The sequence below is a fragment of the Methylobacterium frigidaeris genome, assembly GCF_022179185.1.
GTDB classification, from domain to species: domain Bacteria; phylum Pseudomonadota; class Alphaproteobacteria; order Rhizobiales; family Beijerinckiaceae; genus Methylobacterium; species Methylobacterium frigidaeris.
Genome location: NZ_BPQJ01000027.1, coordinates 23,978 through 43,551 on the forward strand (window position 1 = coordinate 23,978; position 19,574 = coordinate 43,551).

Below are 19,574 nucleotides of genomic sequence, written 5' to 3' on the forward strand. Positions count from 1 at the left end.
TTGGAGCCCCAGATGACGCGTACCTTCGCCGCCTTCCTCCTGGCGGCCGCTCTCCTCGCCGGACAGGCAGAGGCCCGGGACGCCGCGCACGATCACAAGGTTGCCGTCGCTCCGCAATACGACACCACCCACGTCTACGTCGCCCCCGAGGACGTCGACCGCTTCGTCGCGAGCTTCACCGCCACCTTCGGCGGCAAGAGCACCAAGCAGGTCGTCGCGACCGTCACGCCGACGCCGTCGAGCACCACCTCGCAGCTGATCCAGACCCCGGTCGGCACCGTCTCGCTGTTCGGCTTCAAGACGCCGATCCCCTACCCCTTCGGAGCCGAGCGCACCGGCTACCTCGTCACCGACATCGATGCGGCGGTGGCGGCCGCCCGCGCCGCCGGGGCCGCAGTGATCGTCCAGACCTTCCCGGACCCGATCGGCCGCGACGCCGTCATTCAGTGGCCGGGCGGCGTCAACATGCAGCTCTACTGGCACACCACGAAACCCGACTACGCGCCCTTCGCAACGGTGCCGGAGAACCGCGTCTACGTCTCGCCCGACAGCGTCGAGGCTTTCGTCGGGGGATTTCGCCGCTTCTCGCAAGGACGCGTGGTCTCGGACGAGCCCAGGGCTCCCGGCGTCGAGATCGGCCGGCCGGGCGACACCTACCGGCGCCTGCGCCTGACCTCGGAGTTCGGTCGCCTGACCGTGCTGGTGACCGACGGCCACCTGCCCTACCCCTACGGCCACGAGACCACCGGCTACGAGGTCGCCGACCTCGCCGACACCCTCGCCAAGGCGCAGGCCTCCGGCGCGAGCGTGCTGGTCGCGCCGTACTCCGCCGGCGACCGGAATGCCGCGATGGTGCGCTTCCCCGGCGGCTACGTCGCGGAGATCCACGCATCCGGCGCAGCGGCACAGTGAGCGGCATACGGCCGGGCGTGGTCGTCGCGCTCTGCGTGCTCCTCGGCGCGGGCGCGCGCGCCGAGGATGCGACGTCCGACGCGGTCACCCGTCCGGCGACGAAGACGAACCGCTGGGCCGAGGACTGGTCGGGGCTCGCCGACCCGGCCAAGCGCACCCAGCCTTTCGACGACCTGAAATACATCCCGCTCTTCGCGGCCGACCCGAAGAGCTACCTGTCGCTCGGCCTGACCCTGCGCGAGCGGTTCGAGAGCAACCGCACGCCCGCCTTCGGCATCGGCGGGCCGCGGGGCGACGCCTACCTGCTGCAGCGCCTGCAGATCCACCTCGACGCGCGCCTGAACGAGAACTGGCAGATCTTCGCGCAGATCGAGGACGTGCGGGCGCCCGGCAAACGCGTCATCACCTCAGTCGACGAGAACATCCTCGACCTGCGCCTCGCCTTCCTGTCCTACAGCCGGACGGCTGAGGCTGGAACCTTCAAGGCGCGGGCCGGGCGGCAGGACTTCGCCTTCGACCTGCAGCGCTTCGTGTCCTCGCGCGACGGGCCGAACGTGCGCCAGTCCTTCGACGCGCTCTGGGCCGACTGGGAATCCGGGCCGTGGCGGGTGCTCGGCTTCATCAGCCAGCCGGTGCAGTACCGCTTCGTCGAGCCCTTCGACGACATCTCCACGAAGGCCTTCGCTTTCAGCACCCTGCGGGTCGAGCGCAAGGTCTTCGGCGATCAGGAACTCTCGGCCTATTGGGGCCTCTACGAGCGCGACGGCGCCCGCTTCCTCGACGCCACCGGCAACGAGAGGCGCCACGTCCTTGACATCCGCTATGCGGGCAGCGCCGGCGGGTTCGACTGGGACCTCGAGGCGATGGGCCAGTTCGGCCGCGTCGGCCGCGACGACATCGCCGCCTGGGCCGTCGGCAGCCGCGTCGGCTACACGCTCGCGGATCTCCCCTGGCTGCCGCGCCTCGGCCTCCAGGGCGACGCCGCGTCGGGCGACCGCCGCCGCGACGATGGCGTCCTCGGCACCTTCAACCCGCTCTTCCCGAACGGCTACTACTTCACGCTGGCGGGTTACACGAGCTATGCCAACCTTCTCCACCTCAAGCCGTCGCTGACCGTGCGCCCGGCCGCCGGCCTCGCGGTCAGCGCGGCTCTGGGGCTGCAATGGCGCCAGACCACGTCCGACGCGATCTACGTCCAGCCGAGCAACCCGGTGCCGGGCACGGCCGGGCGCGGGCATCTGTGGAGCGGCGCCTACGGCCAGCTGCGGGCGGATTACGTCTTCGCTCCCGGCCTCACCGGTGCGGTCGAGGCGGTCCGCTTTGCCGCCGGCGATACGATCCGCCGGGCCGGGGGAAAGGACGGCACCTATCTCGGCGTCGAACTTCGCTATGCGTGGTGACGCGCCCTCCCCTCGAACGGATCACCCTTCCATGCGCCCGTCCCTCGCCCAGATCCTGAGCTTCGTCGGCGGCTACGTCGACACGCTCGGCTTCCTCGCCCTCCAGGGCCTGTTCACCGCCCACGTCACCGGCAACTTCGTGACCTTCGGCGCCGCGATGGTGCACGGCGCCACCGGTGCCTGGGCGAAGCTTCTGGTGCTGCCGGTCTTCTGCATCGCAGTTCTCCTGACCCGCCTGGCGAGCCGCCGCCTGGACGAGACGGGCCGGCCGGCCCTGCGTGTGCTGCTCGCCGCCCAATGCACCTTCTTGTTCCTCGGAGCGGTCCTCGCTGTGGCTCTCGGACCCTTCGCTGATGCCGATCGTCCGGCGGCGCTCCTTACCGGCATGGTGCTGGTCGCCGCGATGGCGGTCCAGAACGCTGCGCACCGGGCGCATCTGCCTGAGGCTCCGCCCTCGACCCTGATGACCGGGACGACGACGCAGATCATGATCGATCTCGCGGACCTCTTGCGGGGCGTACCCGCCGAGCACGCGGCAAGGAGCCGGATCGCTCGAATGAGCGCCGCCGTCGCGGCCTTCGCTCTCGGCTGCGGGCTTGCGGCTCTGCTCTACTACCTCGTGGGGCTCGCAGCTCTCGCCCTCGCCCCTGCGCTGATCCTCGTCGCCGCCACGGATCCCGCTTCAGCAAAGGCTACGTGATCCAGCGCCGGCGATACGTCTAAAACACCGGGCAATTCTGAAAGACCGCAGCCTGTGCCGTGCCATGCTGGCTGCACGCTGCGAAATATAAAGAGGGACGGAGCATGACGTCGATCACGCATCACACCATCCGGGCAAACGGCATCCGGCAGCACTACCTCGAGGCTGGGTCGGGCCCCCCCGTCGTGCTGCTGCACGGCTTCCCGGAAACGAGCTACGCCTGGCGCTACCAGATCCCGCCGCTCAGCCGACACTACCGCGTCATCGCACCAGATCTACGGGGCTACGGCGAGACCGACAAGCCGGCGAGTGGGTACGACAAGCGTACGATGGCGCAGGACATCGTCGCCCTCCTCGACGCTCTCGGGATCGACAGAATCGCCCTCGTTGGGCATGACCGTGGTGCCCGCGTCGCCACGCGATTCGCCAAGGACCATCCTGGTCGCCTCGACCGCCTGGTCGTGATGGACAACGTGCCGACCCGAATCGTGGCACGCAGCATGAACGCTCAGGTCGCCCGTGCCTACTGGTTCTTCCTGTTCCATCTCGTGCCCGACCTACCAGAGGCGCTGATCGCGGGCCGCGAAGACATTTGGCTACGCCACTTCTTCTCGGACTGGTGCTTCAACCCGCATGCCATCTCAGGCCCTGACTTCGATGCATACGTCGCCGCCTACAAGGCGCCCGGGGCCGTGCGTGGCGCAATGGCGGATTACCGCGCCAACCAGGAGGACACGGCGCAAGATCTCGTCGACGCCGATGTGAAGATCGCCTGCCCGGTGCTGTCGCTGTGGGGCGCCGATTTCGGCGCCGTCGGCAAGACCTTCGACATGGCGGCCGTGTGGGCCGAGATGGCGAGCGACCTGCGCACCGCGGCAATCGCGCGCTGCGGCCACCTCCCCCACGAAGAGCAGCCCGAGGAGGTCAACCAACTGCTCCTCGATTTTCTGGCGGGCTGGGAGAAGTAAAGCTGCCACGCCGTTAGACGGCCTTAGTGACGGCACGAGGCAAGCTCGGACTGGGCCAGAGCATTATCGTGCTGCAGCGTGCCGGAGGATGCGATCGAAGCCTCCTAATATAGGAATAGCTTAGGCCGTAGCGGGCGATCACTGCCACTTCATTGTCCGAAAGCGACGCCAAGGCGAGCACCGCCGGATGGCGGTCGGGGAGCAAATCGACGAAGTCGCGCCCATCCACGCCCCGCCAAGTGCCTGAAACTTGGCACGTCTGACCACGCGACTTCTGCCAACATGCCGCTTCAGGCGCACCCCACGAGCTGCAGCTCGTTCCACAGTGGTGACCGCGCTCTGCGGATCATGCCGCCGTCGGCCGAACGGACGCCGCACGCCGGGTATCAGGGTCCGGGCTGCCTACCGACTCTGGTCTCTGGCGTGGCGGAAACCCGCATCGCGCGGCCAAGTGGGAAATGGGCTACGACACGCTGATGTTGTGTCTGAGGCGAACGGAACATACCAACTAAAACCGTCCTCCGCCTGCACGATGTAGCGCAGAGCTTCTTCTCAGCTTAAAGAAAGAGCCACGCTCCCTACGAGCCCCGAGCCTCCACCGCTAGCCATGCGGGACGGGGACCGCCGGGTAACACGCCGAAGGGCTGAACCGCAGACGCAAACCCCAGCAACGCGGCCCGCGGGCGACCCAGGCGGCCGACCTCGCTGTGCAGCACCCGCTCCAGGCGCAGGAACAGGCCCTCGATCCGCCAGCGCCGCCGATACACCTGCGCGATCTGTGCCGCGCTGACGCTCGGAGGCAGGTCGCTCCACAGCCAGATCCTCCGATCACCTTCCGTCGTCGGCGTCGTCAGGCTGAGCGCGATGCGCCGCCAGGGATCTGGCTCCCCTCCAGGGTGATGCTCTGCTCGCGCAACGTGCCAGTCTCACAGGAGCCGCACGCCTGCCACTCCCCCTGCGCGCCCAGGCGGGGATGATTGCCGTGCTGGCGCACCACGAAGTGGCTGCCCGCCGCGACCAGACCCTCCAGCCAGGTCCGGACACAGAAGTGCCGGTCGGCGACCCAGACCTGGCCGGGCGCGGCAGCGTCCAGGAGAGCCCGGGCCAGCGTCCGCTCGTCGGCATAGGCCTCTTCGGCTGCCACCAGGTCGACGGCCAGGCCGGTGTCAGGATCGTAGACGACCAGGGTCAGCCCCGGTAGGGCGGCGCCGCGATGCGCACGCAGAGGCTTCAGACGCTTCTCGCTGCCGGGCAGGTGGTTGCCGTCCAGCACGCGCATCGCAAACCCCGGCAGGGTCGGATGGCCGGTTCCTGCCGGGGTCATGACCGGCGCCAGTCGAGCCGCGCTGCCGCGCACGAAGGCGCGCAGCAGCGCGGGTTCGGTGCGGTTGACCTTGTCGTAGAGGGCGGGAAGCGAGACGGTCAGGTCTTCGGCTTCGCGGGCTGCCGCATGCAGGGACGAGCGCAGGCCGAGCGCCACAAGCATCATCAGCCTGATGACGGTGGAGAACTGCAACTCCCGCGTGTACTGCCACTGTCGATGCTGCTCGAACACCTCGTCGATCCAGCCGGCCGGCAGCGCGTGTCCAGCACCGTGCGGGCCATCAGGCTCGTCGGCGCATACTTCTCAAACCGTTCGATGACGGCAGACCAGAGTGGATCGGACCCCTGCAATGCTTCAGACATTGCAGGGATATAATGACGAGAACTGAACCTTAAAAGGCATGGCTCTCAGACTCGCACGCCTCACGCCTCACGCCTCTTGTGAATCCTTTGAATGCGTCAGTACACTAAAGCCTGGCATAGGCGAAGCGTCGGTCGCCCGGCGCGTGGCCGGCGAGCCAGTCGGCGCCGTGGCCTGCGTCGCGGCTGCCCGCCTGCCAGCGGTCGCGGATCGAGGAGGGCGAGAAGTCGAAGCTCTTGGCCGCGAGCTGGTCCGCCTCGGCCCGGTAGACGAGGTGCAGGAGCGTGACCGCCGGCCCGTGCGGGTCGAGCTGCTGGCGCAAGGCGTATTCGCGCTCCAGGCTCGCGATGGCCCGGCGGCCGGCGCTGGCGAAGATCAGGTCGTTCGCCCGCTCCAGGACGGCGTCGAGGGAGCCCGGGCGGGGCGCCCGGAGCCCGAACAGGTCGAGGGCGATGCAGAGGAGGTCCCGCGGCGGCTCGGCGGCGAAGACCGGATCGAGGGGCAGGTTGTTGGTATAGCCGGCATCGCAGAGCAGCCGTCCGTCCACTTCCACCGGCGCGAAGGCCGGGATGATCGCGGTCGACGCCAGGATGTGCTCGGGACGCACGATCTGGTGCGCGGTGTCGAAGTAGATCTCCTCGCCGGTGGTGACGTCGACGCACCCGATCGTGACGCGGATGTCGCCCCGGTTCAGCCGCTCGAAGTCGACGAGGCGCGTCAGGGTGTTCAGCAGGGGCGAGTGGTCGAACAGGGCCACGTCGTTCGGCACCCACGGCAGCGCCGACCACAGGCCGGGCAGGCGGTGCCGGAAGATGTTGGGGCGGCCCCAGGCCAGGGTCAGGAGGGCGTGCAGGCCGTTATAGACCTGGCGCGGCTTGAGGAGGTCGGTGGCGCTCGGCGCGGTGTGCTGGGTCGCCTCGTCCCAGAATTGCCGCAGCCGCTCGACCCGGTGCTCCGGCGCGTTGCCGGCGATGATGGCCGCCGTGACCGCGCCGATCGAGGCGCCGACGATCCAGCCAGGCTGGATCCCGCGCGCCTGCAGCATCTCGTAGCCGCCGGCGTGATAGGCCCCGAGGGCATTGCCCCCGGCCAGCACGAGGGCGATGTCGCGCGGCCGCGCATCAGGGCGTGCGTCCTGGGGCGGGGCCGATCGGTCGGGTGAGGGGGATTCGGTCATGCTGTCCGGGTGAGAGGCGTCCGAGGCGGGCCCTGCCCGCACCGGCATCATCCCCGATGCGCCGCCGCGGTTCCCGGCCCGCGTGGCGGATGCGGGAACGGGCGCCTCACCGCCTTGACCCAGGTTAACGATCGACCGCCACCAGCCGCCCGGCCTCGTCCATCCGGCAGCGGACCCACTCGCCGTTGGCAAGGCTGCAGCCGGTGACCGCCATGATGAACCCCCAGTGGCACACGACCAGGGTGTGGGCCCAATCCGGATCCTCGGCCATCCCGGCCCCGAAGGCGGCGGTGCGCGCCGCGAAGAGGTGATCCGGCTCGTGGTCCTCCTCGTCGTCGGCCTCGCGCCACCAGACCTCGTCCATGTGGCTCAGATCGAGATCCGGCCAGGCGCGGGCGAGGTCGGTCCGGCAGGTGCCGATGTCGCAGCTCGCCCCCCGGCGCTCCCGCACCGCCGGCGTGACCAGGATGGGCAGATCCAGGCGGGCGGCGACCGGGGCGGCGGTCTGGAGCGCGCGGGTGAGCGGCGAGCACAGGATGCGCCGCAACCCCTCCCCCGCCAGGGCGCGGGAGGCGGCCTCCGCCTGCTCGTGGCCGAGCGGCGTCAGGGGCGCGTCGACGATGCCGGGATCGACACCCGTGGCGTGGTGGTGGAGGTTGAACTGGCTCTGGCCGTGGCGAAGCAGGATCATGGCGGGGAAGGTAGGGCGCGTCCTTAGCTCGGGCTTGCATCTGGGCTCGCGACGCGGAGCCGCGCCGCGAGATGGCGGCGGTAGCGCTCGGCCTCGGCCTGGAGCCGCGCTTGCTCCTCCGCATCGGCGGAATGGCCGGCCATCGTCGCCGCACCGAGCTGGAACGCGGCGTAGGCGATCTCCAGCCAGGCGACGAGATCCGGATCCGGCGCCCGGCCGGTCCGCCGGGCGACGACCGCGCTCAGGTGCCGCCCGGCCGCGCCCTCCAGCCCGAACTCGATGGCGGCTCCCGCGACGTCCCAGGCGATGTCCTGGCAGCCGACGAGGTCGTGGGCGGCGTGGTGGTCGACCGCGTCGGTCTTCAGGATCGTGCCGTCGCGCAGGACGAGCCATTCCCAAGGGTGCACACGGTTGTCGGTCTCGACCGGCTGCATCCCCGCGGCGAAGGCCGGGAGCGCGGCGCGCCAGCCGTCGACGGCCCGCGCCGCCGCGTCGCCCAGAGCCTCGGCCGCGTTGTGGCGCGCCATCTCCCACAAAGCGTGAAGGGAGGCGCCGCGTCCGGGACCGCAGGCGAAGGACGTGGCGCGAAACCCGAGATAGTCACCGACCCGTTCGGCGAGGCGGAGGGGATCGAGGCGGGTGCGGTCGAGCGGCGTCGCCGCCTCGATCCAGCGTTCCACCAGGAAGCCATGGCGGAACCCGGCCACCTCCGGGGTGAACCCGGCCGCGTGCAGCGCCCGGGCACGCCCGACCTTCCGCTCGCCCTCCGCCCCGAGGCCGACGAACTTGGCGAGCCAGGTCCCATGCGTGGTCCGCGCCAGGAACTTGCGGCGCTCCTGCATCGGGTTGGCCGGCGGCCAGGCGGCGCGGTCGTCGGAGCGGTGCCGCCGCCAGGCGCCCCCCGAGATCTCCTCGAGCGGCGCGGTGAGCGGCCCGACGAGCGGGGCGAGCCAGGCCTCCAGCCGGTGCTCCGGCCGCTCCGCCCGGAGAACGAGGTCGTCGAAGGTCAGGACGTGGCGCCGGGCCTGGCCGTAACGCCGGCGGGTCTCCTCGGCCGCCTGGTGCCCCGGCGCCCCGGCATGGCTCGGGAACAGCGCGACGCGATCCGCCGGGATCCCTCGGCTTTCGAGCATGCCGAGCACCGCCCCGAAGGAGCTGCCCGACAGCCCCGGCCCCTCGTCGGCGATGGCGACATCGCGGGTCGGGTCGAACCGGTCGCGCAGAGCGTCCGACAGGCGCAGCTCGCGCCGGAACGGGTGGCCGGTCGGCCGGACGGTCACCAGATCGCCGTCGAGGCCGGCCGCGACCATCGCGCCGAGGCTCGTCCCGATGCTGCGCAGGCCGATCACCGTCGCGCCAGCATCGAACCCGGAGGCAGCGGCCGCGGTCGCGTAAGCCTCCGGATAGACGGCGTAGAAGGCGAAACCCTCGGGCAGGCGGATTTCCAGGGGAGTAGAGGCCAGCCCGGCGCAGGCCCGCGCGATCTCGGCCCGGTCCGGGATCGCACCCGCCGCAAATCCGCTCCGCCACGACGCCCAGACGGCACCGGCGAGCCGCACCAGCACCCCAGTCAGCCGCGCCGTCGCACCGTCATGCGCGTCCCGGCCGGTCTCCCGGAACGCCGCATCCGCCACACCCTGCACGAGTTCGCCCGCAGCGATCAGCGCGCCCACGAGCGCGGCGTGGCGTGCGAGGCCGGGCCTGAGCCCGCCTGCTGCCTCGACGGCCTCCTGGAGGCGGGCGACCTCGTCGCGGGAATCGGCCTGGCGTCGAACGTCGCCGTAGACGAGCATGAGCGAAACACGCCTCGGGGTCGAGAGTTGCAGAAGTCCGGGAGACTGCCCGATTGTCTCCCAAGCGAATCCCATCCACGACCTCATCCTGAGGTCGTGGATGGGATAACGCCTGTTTGGCCGCGCGATTCTCCTGTTTGCCGTTTTGGAGTTCTGGCCAGAGAGAACGCCATATCGTCCGCCGACCGGTCACAGCACCCTCACGGCGCCGCCGCCCGATCCGGCGCGTCCGCCGCCTCACTCGCCACACCCGGGCTCATCAGCCCGCGCAGGGTCGCCGCCAGGTCGGCCATGCCGAGGCCCGCCTTCGGCAGGATGCGGTCGGCCTGGCCGGCGAGGCGGCGGCGGTCCTCCGCGGTGACGTCCTTGGCGGTCAGGACGACGACCGGGATGTCGCGCCAGTCCGGCCGGTCGCGCAGGGCGCGCAGGAAGCCGAACCCGTCCAGCTCCGGCATCATCAGGTCGAGGAGGATCAGCCCCGGCTTGCGCACGCCGACGGCCTCCAGGCCGGCCAGGCCGTTCTCGGCGCTCGCCACCCGCCAGCCCTCGCGGGTCAGCATGGTCGTCATGCGCTCGCGCACGTCCGGGTCGTCGTCGACCACCAGCACCGGCCCCTCGTGGATGGCGGGCCGGAAGCGCTCCATCGCGTCCTTCAACGCGCCCCACTCGACCGGCTTGTGCAGGTAGTCGGTGGCGCCGAGCGAGAAGGCGAGGTTCTGCTCGTCGAGCACCGTCACCATGATGACCGGCGTCGCGCCGAAATCGGGATCGGCGCGCAGTGCGCGCAGCACCGCCCAGCCATCCATGCGCGGCATCGTCACGTCGAGGAGGACGACGCGGGGGCGCAGAAGCCGCGCCTGCTCCAGGCCGGCGCGGCCGTCCGGGGCGGTCGCGACCGTGAACCCGTCCCGGCGCAGGAAGCGGGCGAGGAGGTCGCGGGTCGCCGGGTCATCGTCGACGACGAGGACGAGGTTGGAGCCGGTGTCGGGCCGAGGCCCCCCGGCGGTCGACACCTCGGGCACGATCTGGCCGGCGGGCTCGGCCGGGTCACGCTCCTCGTAGAGCGCCGGCAGTTCCAGGGTGAAGGTGGTGCCCTCTCCGAGCCGGCTCTCGACGGAGATCTCGCCGCCGAGCATCTGCGCGAAGGCGCGGGTGATGGCGAGCCCCAGCCCCGTGCCGCCGAAGCGGCGGGTGGTCGAGGCATCCGCCTGGGTGAAGCGCTGGAACAGCCGGGCCTGCTGCTCCTCGCTCATGCCGATGCCGGTATCGGCGACGATGAAGCGCAGCCGGTCGCCACCCTCCCGGTGCTCCCGCTCCGCGGTGAGCGTGATGGTGCCGCCCTCGGTGAACTTGGCGGCGTTGCTGAGCAGGTTGATCAGGCACTGCCGGAGCTTCGTCGCGTCGGTATGCGCGCGCCCGAGGCCGTCGCCGAGGGTCAGGCTCAGGGTATTGCCCTTCTTGACCACCAGGGCGTCGACCGTGGTGGCGACCTCCCGGACCGTCTCGGCGACGTCGAGATCCTCGGCGTAGACCTCCATCCGCTCGGCCTCGATCTTCGAGAGGTCGAGCACGTCGTTGATGAGGCCGAGCAGGTGACGGGCATTCGCCTCGATCTTGCGCATGTCGGCGAGCAGGCTCTCCTCGCCGAGTTCCTCCATCTCCTCCTGCAGCATCTCCGCGTAGCCGATCACCGCCGAGAGCGGCGTGCGCAATTCGTGGCTCATGTTGGCGAGGAACTGGCTCTTGGCGCGGTTGGCCTCCTCGGCCGCCTCCTTGGCCGCCTCGAGCTGCAGTTCGGCCTCCTTGCGGGCGGTGACGTCGGCATGCGCGCCGACCCATTCGCGCACGCGCCCGTCCTCCTCCAGGATCGGAACCCCGCGCCCCTCCATGTGGCGCCAGACGCCGTCTTGGCGGCGCAGGCGGTGCTCGATGGCGTAGAGCGTGCGCGACGCGACCGCCCGTTCCCAGGCGTCCCGCGTCGCCTCGCGGTCGTCGGGATGGACCGCCTCCAGGAAGCCTTGGCCCGCGGCCTCGGCGGGCGTCTGGCCGGTGAAGCGGGTCCATTCCGAGGTGACCTGCCGGAAGGCCCCGTCCGGCGTGGTGGTCCAGACGATGGCCGAGGTGGCCTCGGTGAGGGAGCGGAACCGCTCCTCGCTGTCGACCAGGCGGCGCTCGGCGAGCTTGGCGAGGGTCACGTCGTCCATGACGATGCCGACGCCGTCGGCCCGCTCGCCCTCAGGGCCGCGGCCGCGGCGGCGCAAGGGGAAGAAGCTCGCCTCGAAGTGGCGGATCCCACCCGGCGCGCTCGGGGCCGGCACCCCGACCTCGACATTGGCGGTGACGAGCCCGCTGTCGCGCGCCGCCGCGAGCTTCGGCCCGAGCGCGTCGCGCAAGGAGGGCAGGAGCGCCCAGATCGGCGCGCCGAGATCGGCGCCGAAGCCGCGCTCGCTCATGTTGCCGAGCGCCCGGTTCATGTGCTGGAGGTTGAGGTCGCGGTCGAGGAAGCCCAGACCGACGGGTGCGTTCTCCAGGACGCTCTCCAGCAGGTCGGCCATGCGCTGGCTCTCGCGGCGGCGCACCAGGGCGAGGCGCGCCAGCAGGCCGACCGCCGCGAGCGCGGCGGCGAGCGTGACGAGGGGCAGGAGCGGCGAGCGCAAGGCATCGGCCTCGGCGAGGCGGCGCAGGTCGGTGGCCGCCCGGTCCTGGACCTCCCGCGTCAGGTCGCGCACCGCGTCCATGACGCGCTTGCCCTCCCCGGTCTGGATCAGCGCCAAGGCGGCGTCCTGGCCGCCCGCCCGGCGCGCGGCGACGACCCGGGCGGCGTAATCCATCTCGGCCGCGATCACGCTCCGGCGCCGCTCCCGCAGGGTCCGGTCGAGCGTCACCGCGTCGAGGGCGGAGAGCTCGCCGTCGATCCGGATGAGCGCCGCCTCGTAGGGTTCGAGGTAATCCTCGCGGCCGGTCAGGACGTAGCCGCGCTGACCGGTCTCGAGGTCCTTCATGCTCGAGAGCACGTGCTCGCTCAGGACCATCACACGTCCGAGCCGCTCGGCCTCGGCCCGGCTGCGGGCCCCCGCGACGTAGTTCCAGCCGCCGGCCGCGACCGCGACGACGAGGAGGAGGAAGGCCAGCGGCGAACCCGGCAGGCGCCGGCCGGGGGCGAGGAAGCGCCAGCGATGCGTGGAGGCGGTCTTGCTGCTCATGTCACCTTGCTCTCGCGCCCCCGGCGGGATCCGCGTGTCCCTCATGAAACTCGCGACTCCCGGCATCGCCCCGTGCCGGCAACGCTGCGGCGGAGATTTCTTGAGGCGCATTGCGCGACCGGAGCCGGGGCTCGGGCCGAAACTTGGCGCGAGCGCGACGCGACCGGCCCGGCTCCGGATGCCGGACGGGTGCGCGAAAGCCGCACAGGGTGAAACATTGTCCCGCCTCGCACGTCACCCCGGGGTCGCCGGAACGAGGAGGACGACGATGCGACACAAGCCGCTGCGCGAGCAGGTCATCGTGGTCACGGGCGCGTCGAGCGGCATCGGCCTTGCCACCGCCCGCATGGCCGCCGAGAACGGCGCCCGGGTGGTGCTGGCCGCCCGCAGCGGCGACGTGCTCGCCCGGCTGGCCGAGGAGTTCGGCGCCCGCGCGGTCGCCGTCACGGCGGATGTGGGCGACCGGGCGCAGGTCGAGGCGATCGCCGACAGGGCGGTCGCGACGTTCGGCGGCTTCGATACCTGGGTCAACGTCGCGGGGCTCACCGTCTACGGGCCCCTGCGCGAGATCACCCAGGACGACCACGAGCGGCTCATCCGCACCAATTTCTGGGGCACGGTGAACGGCTCCCTGGTCGCCGCCGAGCATCTGCGCCGGCGCGGCGGTGCGCTGATCAATGTCGGCAGCATCGCCTCCGACCTCGCCTTCCCGTTTCAGGGCCTCTACGCCGCCTCCAAACACGCGGTGAAGGGCTTCACCGATACGCTGCGCATGGAGCTGATCGCCGAGGGCGCCCCGGTCTCGGTGACGCTGGTCAAGCCCGCCTCCGTCGACACGCCGCTGCCGAACCGGGCGCGCAACTACATGGACCGCCAGCCGACGCTGCCGCCGCCGATCTACCCGCCGGAGGAAGTCGCCAACGCCATCCTGCACGCTGCGGTGCATCCGCAGCGCGACATCTTCGTCGGCGGCGGCGGCAAGCTGTTCGTGATGGGCAAGGAATTCGCCCCCGGCGCCTATGACGAGCTCGCCCCCGCGATCATCGCCCTGCAGAAGCGCGCGGAGCCGCCCCGCGACCCGGCGGGCGCCCTCCACGCCCCGGCACGAGCCGGCGAGGAGCGCGGCGACCCGCCGACTTACGTCATGCGTACCAGCGCTTATACCCGGGCGAGCCTGCACCCGCTGGCGAGCGCCGGCGTCGCCGCGGGGCTGGCCGCGACGGCGGCCCTGCTGCTCGGCGGCCTCGCGGGCGGGCGGCGGCGGTTGTGAGGGTCTGGTCGAGAGCCTCGACGGAACTGAGAATCGCCCTGTGAGTCCGGGGCCACGCAGCGGAGACCGGAATGACCCGGAGGTGTCAATTCGGCCAGTGACATCGACGATGATCCCGCGAGCTCACCCCGCCCGCGGTCGAACCCCCTCCCCCGCGTCGAGATCCCGCCCCCGCGTCTCCGGCAGCCTCCACGCCGCCACCGTGCCGATCAGGCTGAAGGCGGCGAGGTAGTAGGCCGGCGCCATCCGGTCGCCGGTAGCCGAGATCAGCCAGTTGATGACGTAGTTGGTGCTGCCGCCGAACACCGAGACCGACAGGGCGTAGACGATGGCGAGGCCGGAGCTGCGCACCGCGCGCGGCAGTGATTCCGGGATGCCCACGATGATCGCCGCCGCGTTGATCGAGGACAGGGCCGAGAGCAGGAAGGTCACGGCGTAGACGGCCAGCGGCCCCGGCGCCCGCAGGAGCCAGGCGAAGGCCGGGACCGCCAGGAGCAGGATCAGGGCGCGGGGCCAGATCATCACCGGCCGCCGGCCGTAGCGGTCGGCGAGGAACCCCCCGAGCAGCGGGAAGGCCACCGAGGCGAGGCCCAGCGCGATCGGCACCGCGGTCGCGACGGTCTCGGACAGGCCCAGGGTCGCGCCGGCATAGACCGGCATGTTGGTGCCGACCGCGTTCGAGACCGTCGAGGCGGCGACGGCCAGGAAGGTCAGCCCGAGCAGGCGGCCGTGCTCGCGCAGCAACCGGGCGATCACCGCCCCGGTCGAGGCCGAGGCGTCCGGATCCGCCTCGATGCCCCCGGTCTCCGGCAGGTGGCTGCGGATGACGAGGCCGACCGGCACGACGGCGAGGCCGACCAGGAACATCACCCGCCAGCCCCATTCCGCCATGGCGGCGTCGCCGACGACGAGCGCCAGGCCCGTCGCCAGCAGGCCGGCGAACAGGGCCGCGCAGCCCTGGCTGGCGATCTGCCAGCTGGTGACGAAGCCGCGGTGCTTCGGCGGCGCCGCCTCGAGCAGGTAGGCGGTCGAGGGTCCGACCTCGCCGCCGAGCGCCAGGCCCTGGATCAGCCGGCCGACGATGACGACCCCTTGTGCCCATCCTCCGATCTGCGCGGTGCCCGGACAGGCGGCGAGCATCAGCATGCCGAGCGCCATCAGCGCGATGGTGACCAGCATGGCGGGCTTGCGCCCGGCCCGGTCGGCCAGCGCCCCGATCAGGGCGCCGCCGATCGGCCGCATGACGTAGCCGACGCCGAACAGGGCGAGGGAGGCGAGCAGGCTGTGGCTCGTGTCGGAGGCGGGGAAGAACGCCTCGCCGATCGCCTTGGCGAAGAAGGCGTAGACGGTGAAGTCGTAGAATTCGAGGGCGTTGCCGAGCACCACGGCGCCGACTGCCTTGCGGTCGAGGCCGGCGCGGACAGGATTGCGTGCGTCCATCCCGAAGGTCAGCGGCCCGGTTCGCGCTTGAGGCCGCCGGTCACCGGCTCGGCTCCCTCAGCCACGGCGGCGTCGTAGCCGGCAAGCCAGCGCTCCCGGGCCTCCGTCCCCTCGGCATAGGGGCATGCCTCCCGGGCGAGGCCTTTTTCGGGGGCGGCGCGGCCGAGGGCGTGGGCGTCGAGATTGTCGGGCGGGGATTGCATCCGGGGTCGGGCTCCTGTCGGGCGTTGCGCAGCATCTAGGGCGCGGCCAGCAACCCGTCCCCCTGCGGCGTCTAGTGCGCGGCCGCTGCGAGCGCCGTCGCGCGTGGCCGGCGGCGCGGGACGGGCCTATAGGGCGTGATCCCGCCCGAGAAGGAGTCGCCGCCGTGCCGCATTCCCCGCCCGCCCCGTCATCGTGTGAGGTCGGCACCAAGGCCGAGCGGCGCGCGGCCTTCCTCACCGGGTGCCGGGCGGCGACGCGCCGGATCCACGCGCCGATCGTCGACCTCGCGGCGGCCAGAGGCCACCTCAACCCGCGCGGCCTCGGGCACGCCCGGGCCTTCTCCGATCTCGGCTCGCTCGGCCAGAGCAGCGTCGGCTTCGATACTCTCGGCGACTATGAGCAAGCCGACGCGATGGGCCGCGCGCCTTGGGGCGGCGCCGAGTACGGCGTCGTCCAGTCGCCGGAGGCCGACGCGGTCTGCGCGAAGTTCGCTCGGCTGCACGGGGGCGCCGGCGCGATCGTCTGCGCCTCCGGCCTCGCGGCGATCGCGATCGCGCTCGACGCCTTCGCCCCGAAGGCCGTGCTGATCCCCGACGGCCTCTACTTCCCGGCCTGGCGCTACCTGTCCGAGACCGGCCGGGCCGAACTCCTGACGTACCCGGCCGGCGCCTCGGGGGAGGAGGTCGGCGCCCTCATCCGGGAGGCGGGCCGGCGTTTCGCGCCCGCCGACACGATGGTCTATCTCGAGGCGCCGGCGAGCGGCACGTTCGAGATCCCGGACATCGCCGGCATCGTCGAGGAGGCGAGGCGGGCGGGTATCCGCACCGTGATGGACAATACCTGGGCGAGCCACGTACGCTTCCGGCCGCTCGACCACGGCATCGCGATCGCGGTCCAGGCGACGACGAAATACGAGGGCGGCTACGGCGACACGCCGAGCGGCATCGTGGTCGCGCGCGACGAGGGCGACATCGCCCGCCTGCGCCGACAGCTCCGAGTCACTGGCCACGGCGCGGTCTCGCCCCAGACCTGCACCCGCCTGTTCCACCGGGTCGACAGCGCGGAAACCCGCCTGGAGCGGCACGCGGCCACCGCCGCGGCGCTGATGGCATGGTTCGAGAGCCAGCCCTTCACGGCCGGGATCCTGAGCCCGGCCCGCGAGGGGAGCCCCTACCACGTCCGCTTCCGGCAGTATTTCGGCGCCGGCAACAGCCTGTTCACGGTCGCGTTCGACGGGGCGCTCCCGGCGGAGCGGGTCCACGCCTTCGTCGATGCTCTGCTCTTGTTTCGCGTCGCCGAGAGCTGGGGCGGCCACGTCTCGCTGGTGCTGCCGGTCCATCCGCGCCGCGACCCGGCGAGTTCATCCAAGGAATCTCTGCCGAAAGGCGCGATGTTCCGCTTCAATGCCGGCCTGGAAGAGGCCGACGACCTGGTCGCCGACCTCGCGCAGGCGTCGCGCGGGACGCTTCTTTAAGGCGTCCTACGGGTAACCGTAGCGGGCCTTCGCCGCTGCGAGGAGACGCAGGGCCTCGCCGTCCCGGCCGGCCGCGCAGGCGCTGGAAGCGTTGGCGAGGTCGGCCGAGAAGCGCTTGCCGACCGGGGCGTTGAGGTTGCCGGTGGCGACGTCGCTGTCGACGACGGCCTGCGTGCGGGCGATGGCCGGGCCGCAGCCGGTGCCTGGGGGCAGCGCCCCGGCGGGGAGCGCGGCGACCGGACCGAGCGCGGCGGCGGGTGGGGCGGCCGGCTTCGACTGGCAGGCGGCGAGGGCGAGGAGGGCCGCGAGGGCGAGCCCGGGCTTCCAATACGACACGGGGAGGCTCCAACCTGGATGAGCACGTGCGGCCAAGCTTGTGGCAAGCACGGAAGGGCCGGTCAATCATGGGACGACGCCGCGTCCGCCGCGGCTTGTCATCGCGCCCGCAGACCGATACATAGGCTGCCCTCGCACCGGGCTCATCACCCTTCAGGAGACGCGAGCCGTGGCTCATGCCGGCTCCCCGCTGACGCTTCCGACGACCGCCCTCTCGGCGGCGCGGTCGCGCGCGCTCCTCCTCGGCGGCCTTCTCCTCCTTACCAGCCCCTGAGGGCCGTCCGGGCGCGCGCCTGGGCCCTTGGGGGATCTGAGGACCGAGACACCTTCTGACATGCCGCGCCCGCGCGACCTCTGATCCCGGGCGAACCAGGATTCCAGACCATGACCGACACGTCTGCCCGCACCGCCTCCTCGTCCGAGCGCGTGCTGATCTTCGACACCACCCTGCGCGACGGCGAGCAGTGCCCCGGCGCCACCATGACGCTGGAGGAGAAGCTGGCGGTGGCCGAGATGCTCGACACGATGGGTGTCGACATCATCGAGGCCGGCTTCCCGATCGCCTCCAACGGCGATTTCGAGGCGGTGGCGGAGATCGCCCGCCGGTCGAAGTCGGCGGTGATCGCGGGCCTGGCTCGCGCCATCCCGGCCGACATCACCCGGGCTGGCGAGGCAGTGAAGTTCGCGCGTCGCGGGCGCATCCACACCTTCGTGTCGACCTCCCCGATCCATCTGGCCCACCAGATGCGCAAGACCGAGGACGAGGTCCTGGAGATCATCCTGAAGACGGTGGCGCAGGCCCGCGACCTCGTCGAGGACGTCGAGTGGTCGGCGATGGACGCGACCCGCACGCCGATCGACTACCTGTGCCGCTGCGTCGAGGCGGCGATCCGGGTCGGCGCCACCACCATCAACCTGCCCGACACGGTCGGCTACGCCACGCCCGAGGAGTACCGGGCGATGTTCCGCGCGGTGCGCGAGCGGGTGCCGAACTCGGACAAGGCGGTCTTTTCCGTCCATTGCCACAACGATTTAGGGTTGGCGGTGGCGAACTCGCTCGCCGGCATCGAGGGCGGCGCGCGGCAGGTCGAGTGCACCATCAACGGCATCGGCGAGCGGGCCGGCAACGCGGCGCTGGAGGAGATCGTGATGGCGATCAAGACCCGCGCCGATGTGCTGCCCTATGCGACGGGCATCGACACCACCCAGCTCGTGCGCGCCTCGAAGCTGGTGGCCGGCGCCACCCACTTCCCGGTGCAGTACAACAAGGCGATCGTCGGCCGGAACGCCTTCGCCCACGAGAGCGGCATCCACCAGGACGGGATGCTGAAGAACCAGACCACCTACGAGATCATGACGCCGGAATCGGTCGGCGTGCACAAGACCTCGCTGGTGATGGGCAAGCATTCGGGCCGGGCCGCCTTCCGCTCGAAGCTCGACGACATGGGCTACCGGTTGTCCGACAACCAGTTCCAGGACGCGTTCGAGCGGTTCAAGGCGCTGGCCGACCGCAAGAAGCACGTCTACGACGAGGACATCGAGGCCCTGGTCGACGAGAACCTGGCCACCGCGCACGACCGCATCCGGCTCGTCTCGCTGACGGTGGTCGCCGGCACCCGCGGCCCGCAGCGGGCAACGATGAAGCTCGCCATCGAGGGCCGCACCGTCACCGAGGAGGTCGACGGCAACGGCCCGGTCGACGCGGTGTTCAACGCCATTCAGGCCCTGGTACCGCACGAGGCCTCCCTGGAGCTCTACGACGTCCACGCGGTGACCGGGGGCAGCGACGCCCAGGCCGAGGTCTCGGTGCGCCTGCGCCAGGACGACCGCATCGTCACCGCCCGCGGCGCCGACCCGGACACCCTGGTCGCCTCGGCCAAGGCCTATCTCGCCGCGCTGAACAAGCTGATGGCGGGCGCCAGCCGCCTGCACGCCCAGCACGCCGCGGCGGAGTGAGCGGCGCGAGCCGGCAAAAAATCGATGGTCCGGCGGGATCGGGACTGGACAGCCCCCCGCCGGCCCATTAAACGACCCTCACCGCCGGGGCGGTTTGGTGGCTTCCCCGGGGCGCTCTTGTGAGCGCGGGCGCATAGCTCAGTTGGTAGAGCAGCTGACTCTTAATCAGCGGGTCCTAGGTTCGAGCCCTAGTGCGCCCACCAAAACCCCCAAGTTACTTTCGCGGTAACTTGAACCGGAGCCCTTCGGGTCGCCGGCACCACAGGAGCGGTTGGTGGCCGTTCCCCTTTCGCTCTCGCGAGCGACGGGCGCATAGCTCAGTTGGTAGAGCAGCTGACTCTTAATCAGCGGGTCCTAGGTTCGAGC

The 19,574-nt window shown here is 71.2% G+C and carries 15 protein-coding genes and 2 tRNA genes (1 of these 17 cut by a window edge); 9 read left to right on the forward strand and 8 right to left on the reverse strand.

The genetic code is table 11. From position 1 onward, the window contains the following. The first annotated feature begins 12 nt into the window (after nucleotides 1-12). From MFF64_RS23925 to MFF64_RS23940, 4 genes are all read left to right on the forward strand, one after another. Nucleotides 13-912 (forward strand): glyoxalase, encoded by a 900-nt coding sequence (locus MFF64_RS23925; RefSeq protein WP_238192604.1) that lies wholly within the window; start codon nucleotides 13-15, stop codon nucleotides 910-912. Next, on the forward strand, nucleotides 909-2,312 hold the full coding sequence (locus MFF64_RS23930; RefSeq protein ID WP_438823093.1) for an alginate export family protein: 1,404 nt from the start codon (nucleotides 909-911) through the stop codon (nucleotides 2,310-2,312). Before MFF64_RS23925 ends, MFF64_RS23930 begins: the two co-directional genes overlap by 4 nt. 31 nt (nucleotides 2,313-2,343) lie before the next feature. Beyond that, a complete protein-coding gene (locus MFF64_RS23935; protein WP_238192605.1) occupies nucleotides 2,344-3,012 on the forward strand; it encodes a YoaK family protein in 669 nt (222 codons plus the stop codon). A 104-nt stretch (nucleotides 3,013-3,116) separates the two neighbouring features. Further along, the gene (locus tag MFF64_RS23940) at nucleotides 3,117-3,980 is read left to right on the forward strand and encodes an alpha/beta fold hydrolase (protein WP_238192606.1); all 864 of its coding nucleotides are present in this window, start codon (nucleotides 3,117-3,119) and stop codon (nucleotides 3,978-3,980) included. An 850-nt stretch (nucleotides 3,981-4,830) separates the two neighbouring features. Here MFF64_RS23940 and MFF64_RS23945 read toward each other — a convergent pair. The 5 genes from MFF64_RS23945 to MFF64_RS23965 form a co-directional block, all read right to left on the reverse strand. Then, on the reverse strand, nucleotides 4,831-5,535 hold the full coding sequence (locus MFF64_RS23945) for a transposase (protein WP_238192607.1): 705 nt from the start codon (nucleotides 5,533-5,535) through the stop codon (nucleotides 4,831-4,833). A gap of 235 nt (nucleotides 5,536-5,770) precedes the next feature. Beyond that, nucleotides 5,771-6,841 (reverse strand): patatin-like phospholipase family protein, encoded by a 1,071-nt coding sequence (locus tag MFF64_RS23950; protein WP_099899633.1) that lies wholly within the window; start codon nucleotides 6,839-6,841, stop codon nucleotides 5,771-5,773. Between the two features lie 124 nt (nucleotides 6,842-6,965). After that, nucleotides 6,966-7,532, reverse strand: a complete 567-nt coding sequence (locus tag MFF64_RS23955; protein ID WP_099899635.1) for a histidine phosphatase family protein — start codon at nucleotides 7,530-7,532, stop codon at nucleotides 6,966-6,968. Between the two features lie 23 nt (nucleotides 7,533-7,555). Next, on the reverse strand, nucleotides 7,556-9,325 hold the full coding sequence (locus MFF64_RS23960; protein WP_238192608.1) for a hypothetical protein: 1,770 nt from the start codon (nucleotides 9,323-9,325) through the stop codon (nucleotides 7,556-7,558). A gap of 200 nt (nucleotides 9,326-9,525) precedes the next feature. Next, nucleotides 9,526-12,528 (reverse strand): response regulator, encoded by a 3,003-nt coding sequence (locus MFF64_RS23965; protein WP_099899637.1) that lies wholly within the window; start codon nucleotides 12,526-12,528, stop codon nucleotides 9,526-9,528. A gap of 268 nt (nucleotides 12,529-12,796) precedes the next feature. Between MFF64_RS23965 and MFF64_RS23970 the strand changes: the two genes are divergently transcribed. Further along, nucleotides 12,797-13,798: an SDR family oxidoreductase gene (locus tag MFF64_RS23970; RefSeq protein WP_099899639.1), complete on the forward strand. Its 1,002-nt coding sequence runs from the start codon at nucleotides 12,797-12,799 to the stop codon at nucleotides 13,796-13,798. A gap of 123 nt (nucleotides 13,799-13,921) precedes the next feature. Here the strand turns inward: MFF64_RS23970 and MFF64_RS23975 are convergent, their stop codons facing one another. After that, entirely contained in the window at nucleotides 13,922-15,238 is a 1,317-nt protein-coding gene (locus MFF64_RS23975) for an MFS transporter (protein ID WP_238192609.1), read from the reverse strand. A gap of 8 nt (nucleotides 15,239-15,246) precedes the next feature. Further along, on the reverse strand, nucleotides 15,247-15,441 hold the full coding sequence (locus MFF64_RS23980) for an Rmf/CrpP family protein (protein WP_099902222.1): 195 nt from the start codon (nucleotides 15,439-15,441) through the stop codon (nucleotides 15,247-15,249). 164 nt (nucleotides 15,442-15,605) lie between these two features. On the opposite strand from MFF64_RS23980, the gene MFF64_RS23985 reads away from it, so the two are divergent. Next, entirely contained in the window at nucleotides 15,606-16,916 is a 1,311-nt protein-coding gene (locus tag MFF64_RS23985) for a PLP-dependent transferase (RefSeq protein ID WP_165795687.1), read from the forward strand. A gap of 6 nt (nucleotides 16,917-16,922) precedes the next feature. On the opposite strand, the gene MFF64_RS23990 is transcribed toward MFF64_RS23985, so the two are convergent. Next, nucleotides 16,923-17,252, reverse strand: a complete 330-nt coding sequence (locus MFF64_RS23990) for a hypothetical protein (RefSeq protein ID WP_238192610.1) — start codon at nucleotides 17,250-17,252, stop codon at nucleotides 16,923-16,925. Between the two features lie 384 nt (nucleotides 17,253-17,636). Between MFF64_RS23990 and MFF64_RS23995 the strand changes: the two genes are divergently transcribed. From MFF64_RS23995 to MFF64_RS24005, 3 genes are all read left to right on the forward strand, one after another. Continuing rightward, nucleotides 17,637-19,208, forward strand: a complete 1,572-nt coding sequence (locus tag MFF64_RS23995; protein ID WP_099902077.1) for a 2-isopropylmalate synthase — start codon at nucleotides 17,637-17,639, stop codon at nucleotides 19,206-19,208. Nucleotides 19,209-19,335: 127 nt separating this feature from the next. Next, nucleotides 19,336-19,411, forward strand: a tRNA-Lys gene (locus MFF64_RS24000). A 103-nt stretch (nucleotides 19,412-19,514) separates the two neighbouring features. Continuing rightward, nucleotides 19,515-19,574, forward strand: a tRNA-Lys gene (locus MFF64_RS24005) (it continues 116 nt past the right edge of the window).

Bases quoted from the DNA above. Each gene is read 5' to 3' on its own strand.
- MFF64_RS23975 (WP_238192609.1), bottom strand. From the start codon at position 15,238: ATGGACGCACGCAATCCTGTCCGCGCCGGCCTCGACCGCAAGGCAGTC.
- MFF64_RS23940 (WP_238192606.1), top strand. From the start codon at position 3,117: ATGACGTCGATCACGCATCACACCATCCGGGCAAACGGCATCCGGCAG.
- MFF64_RS23995 (WP_099902077.1), top strand. From the start codon at position 17,637: ATGACCGACACGTCTGCCCGCACCGCCTCCTCGTCCGAGCGCGTGCTG.
- MFF64_RS23925 (WP_238192604.1), top strand. From the start codon at position 13: ATGACGCGTACCTTCGCCGCCTTCCTCCTGGCGGCCGCTCTCCTCGCC.
- MFF64_RS23960 (WP_238192608.1), bottom strand. From the start codon at position 9,325: ATGCTCGTCTACGGCGACGTTCGACGCCAGGCCGATTCCCGCGACGAG.
- MFF64_RS23980 (WP_099902222.1), bottom strand. From the start codon at position 15,441: ATGCAATCCCCGCCCGACAATCTCGACGCCCACGCCCTCGGCCGCGCC.
- MFF64_RS23950 (WP_099899633.1), bottom strand. From the start codon at position 6,841: ATGACCGAATCCCCCTCACCCGACCGATCGGCCCCGCCCCAGGACGCA.
- MFF64_RS23965 (WP_099899637.1), bottom strand. From the start codon at position 12,528: ATGAGCAGCAAGACCGCCTCCACGCATCGCTGGCGCTTCCTCGCCCCC.
- MFF64_RS23955 (WP_099899635.1), bottom strand. From the start codon at position 7,532: ATGATCCTGCTTCGCCACGGCCAGAGCCAGTTCAACCTCCACCACCAC.
- MFF64_RS23970 (WP_099899639.1), top strand. From the start codon at position 12,797: ATGCGACACAAGCCGCTGCGCGAGCAGGTCATCGTGGTCACGGGCGCG.
- MFF64_RS23935 (WP_238192605.1), top strand. From the start codon at position 2,344: ATGCGCCCGTCCCTCGCCCAGATCCTGAGCTTCGTCGGCGGCTACGTC.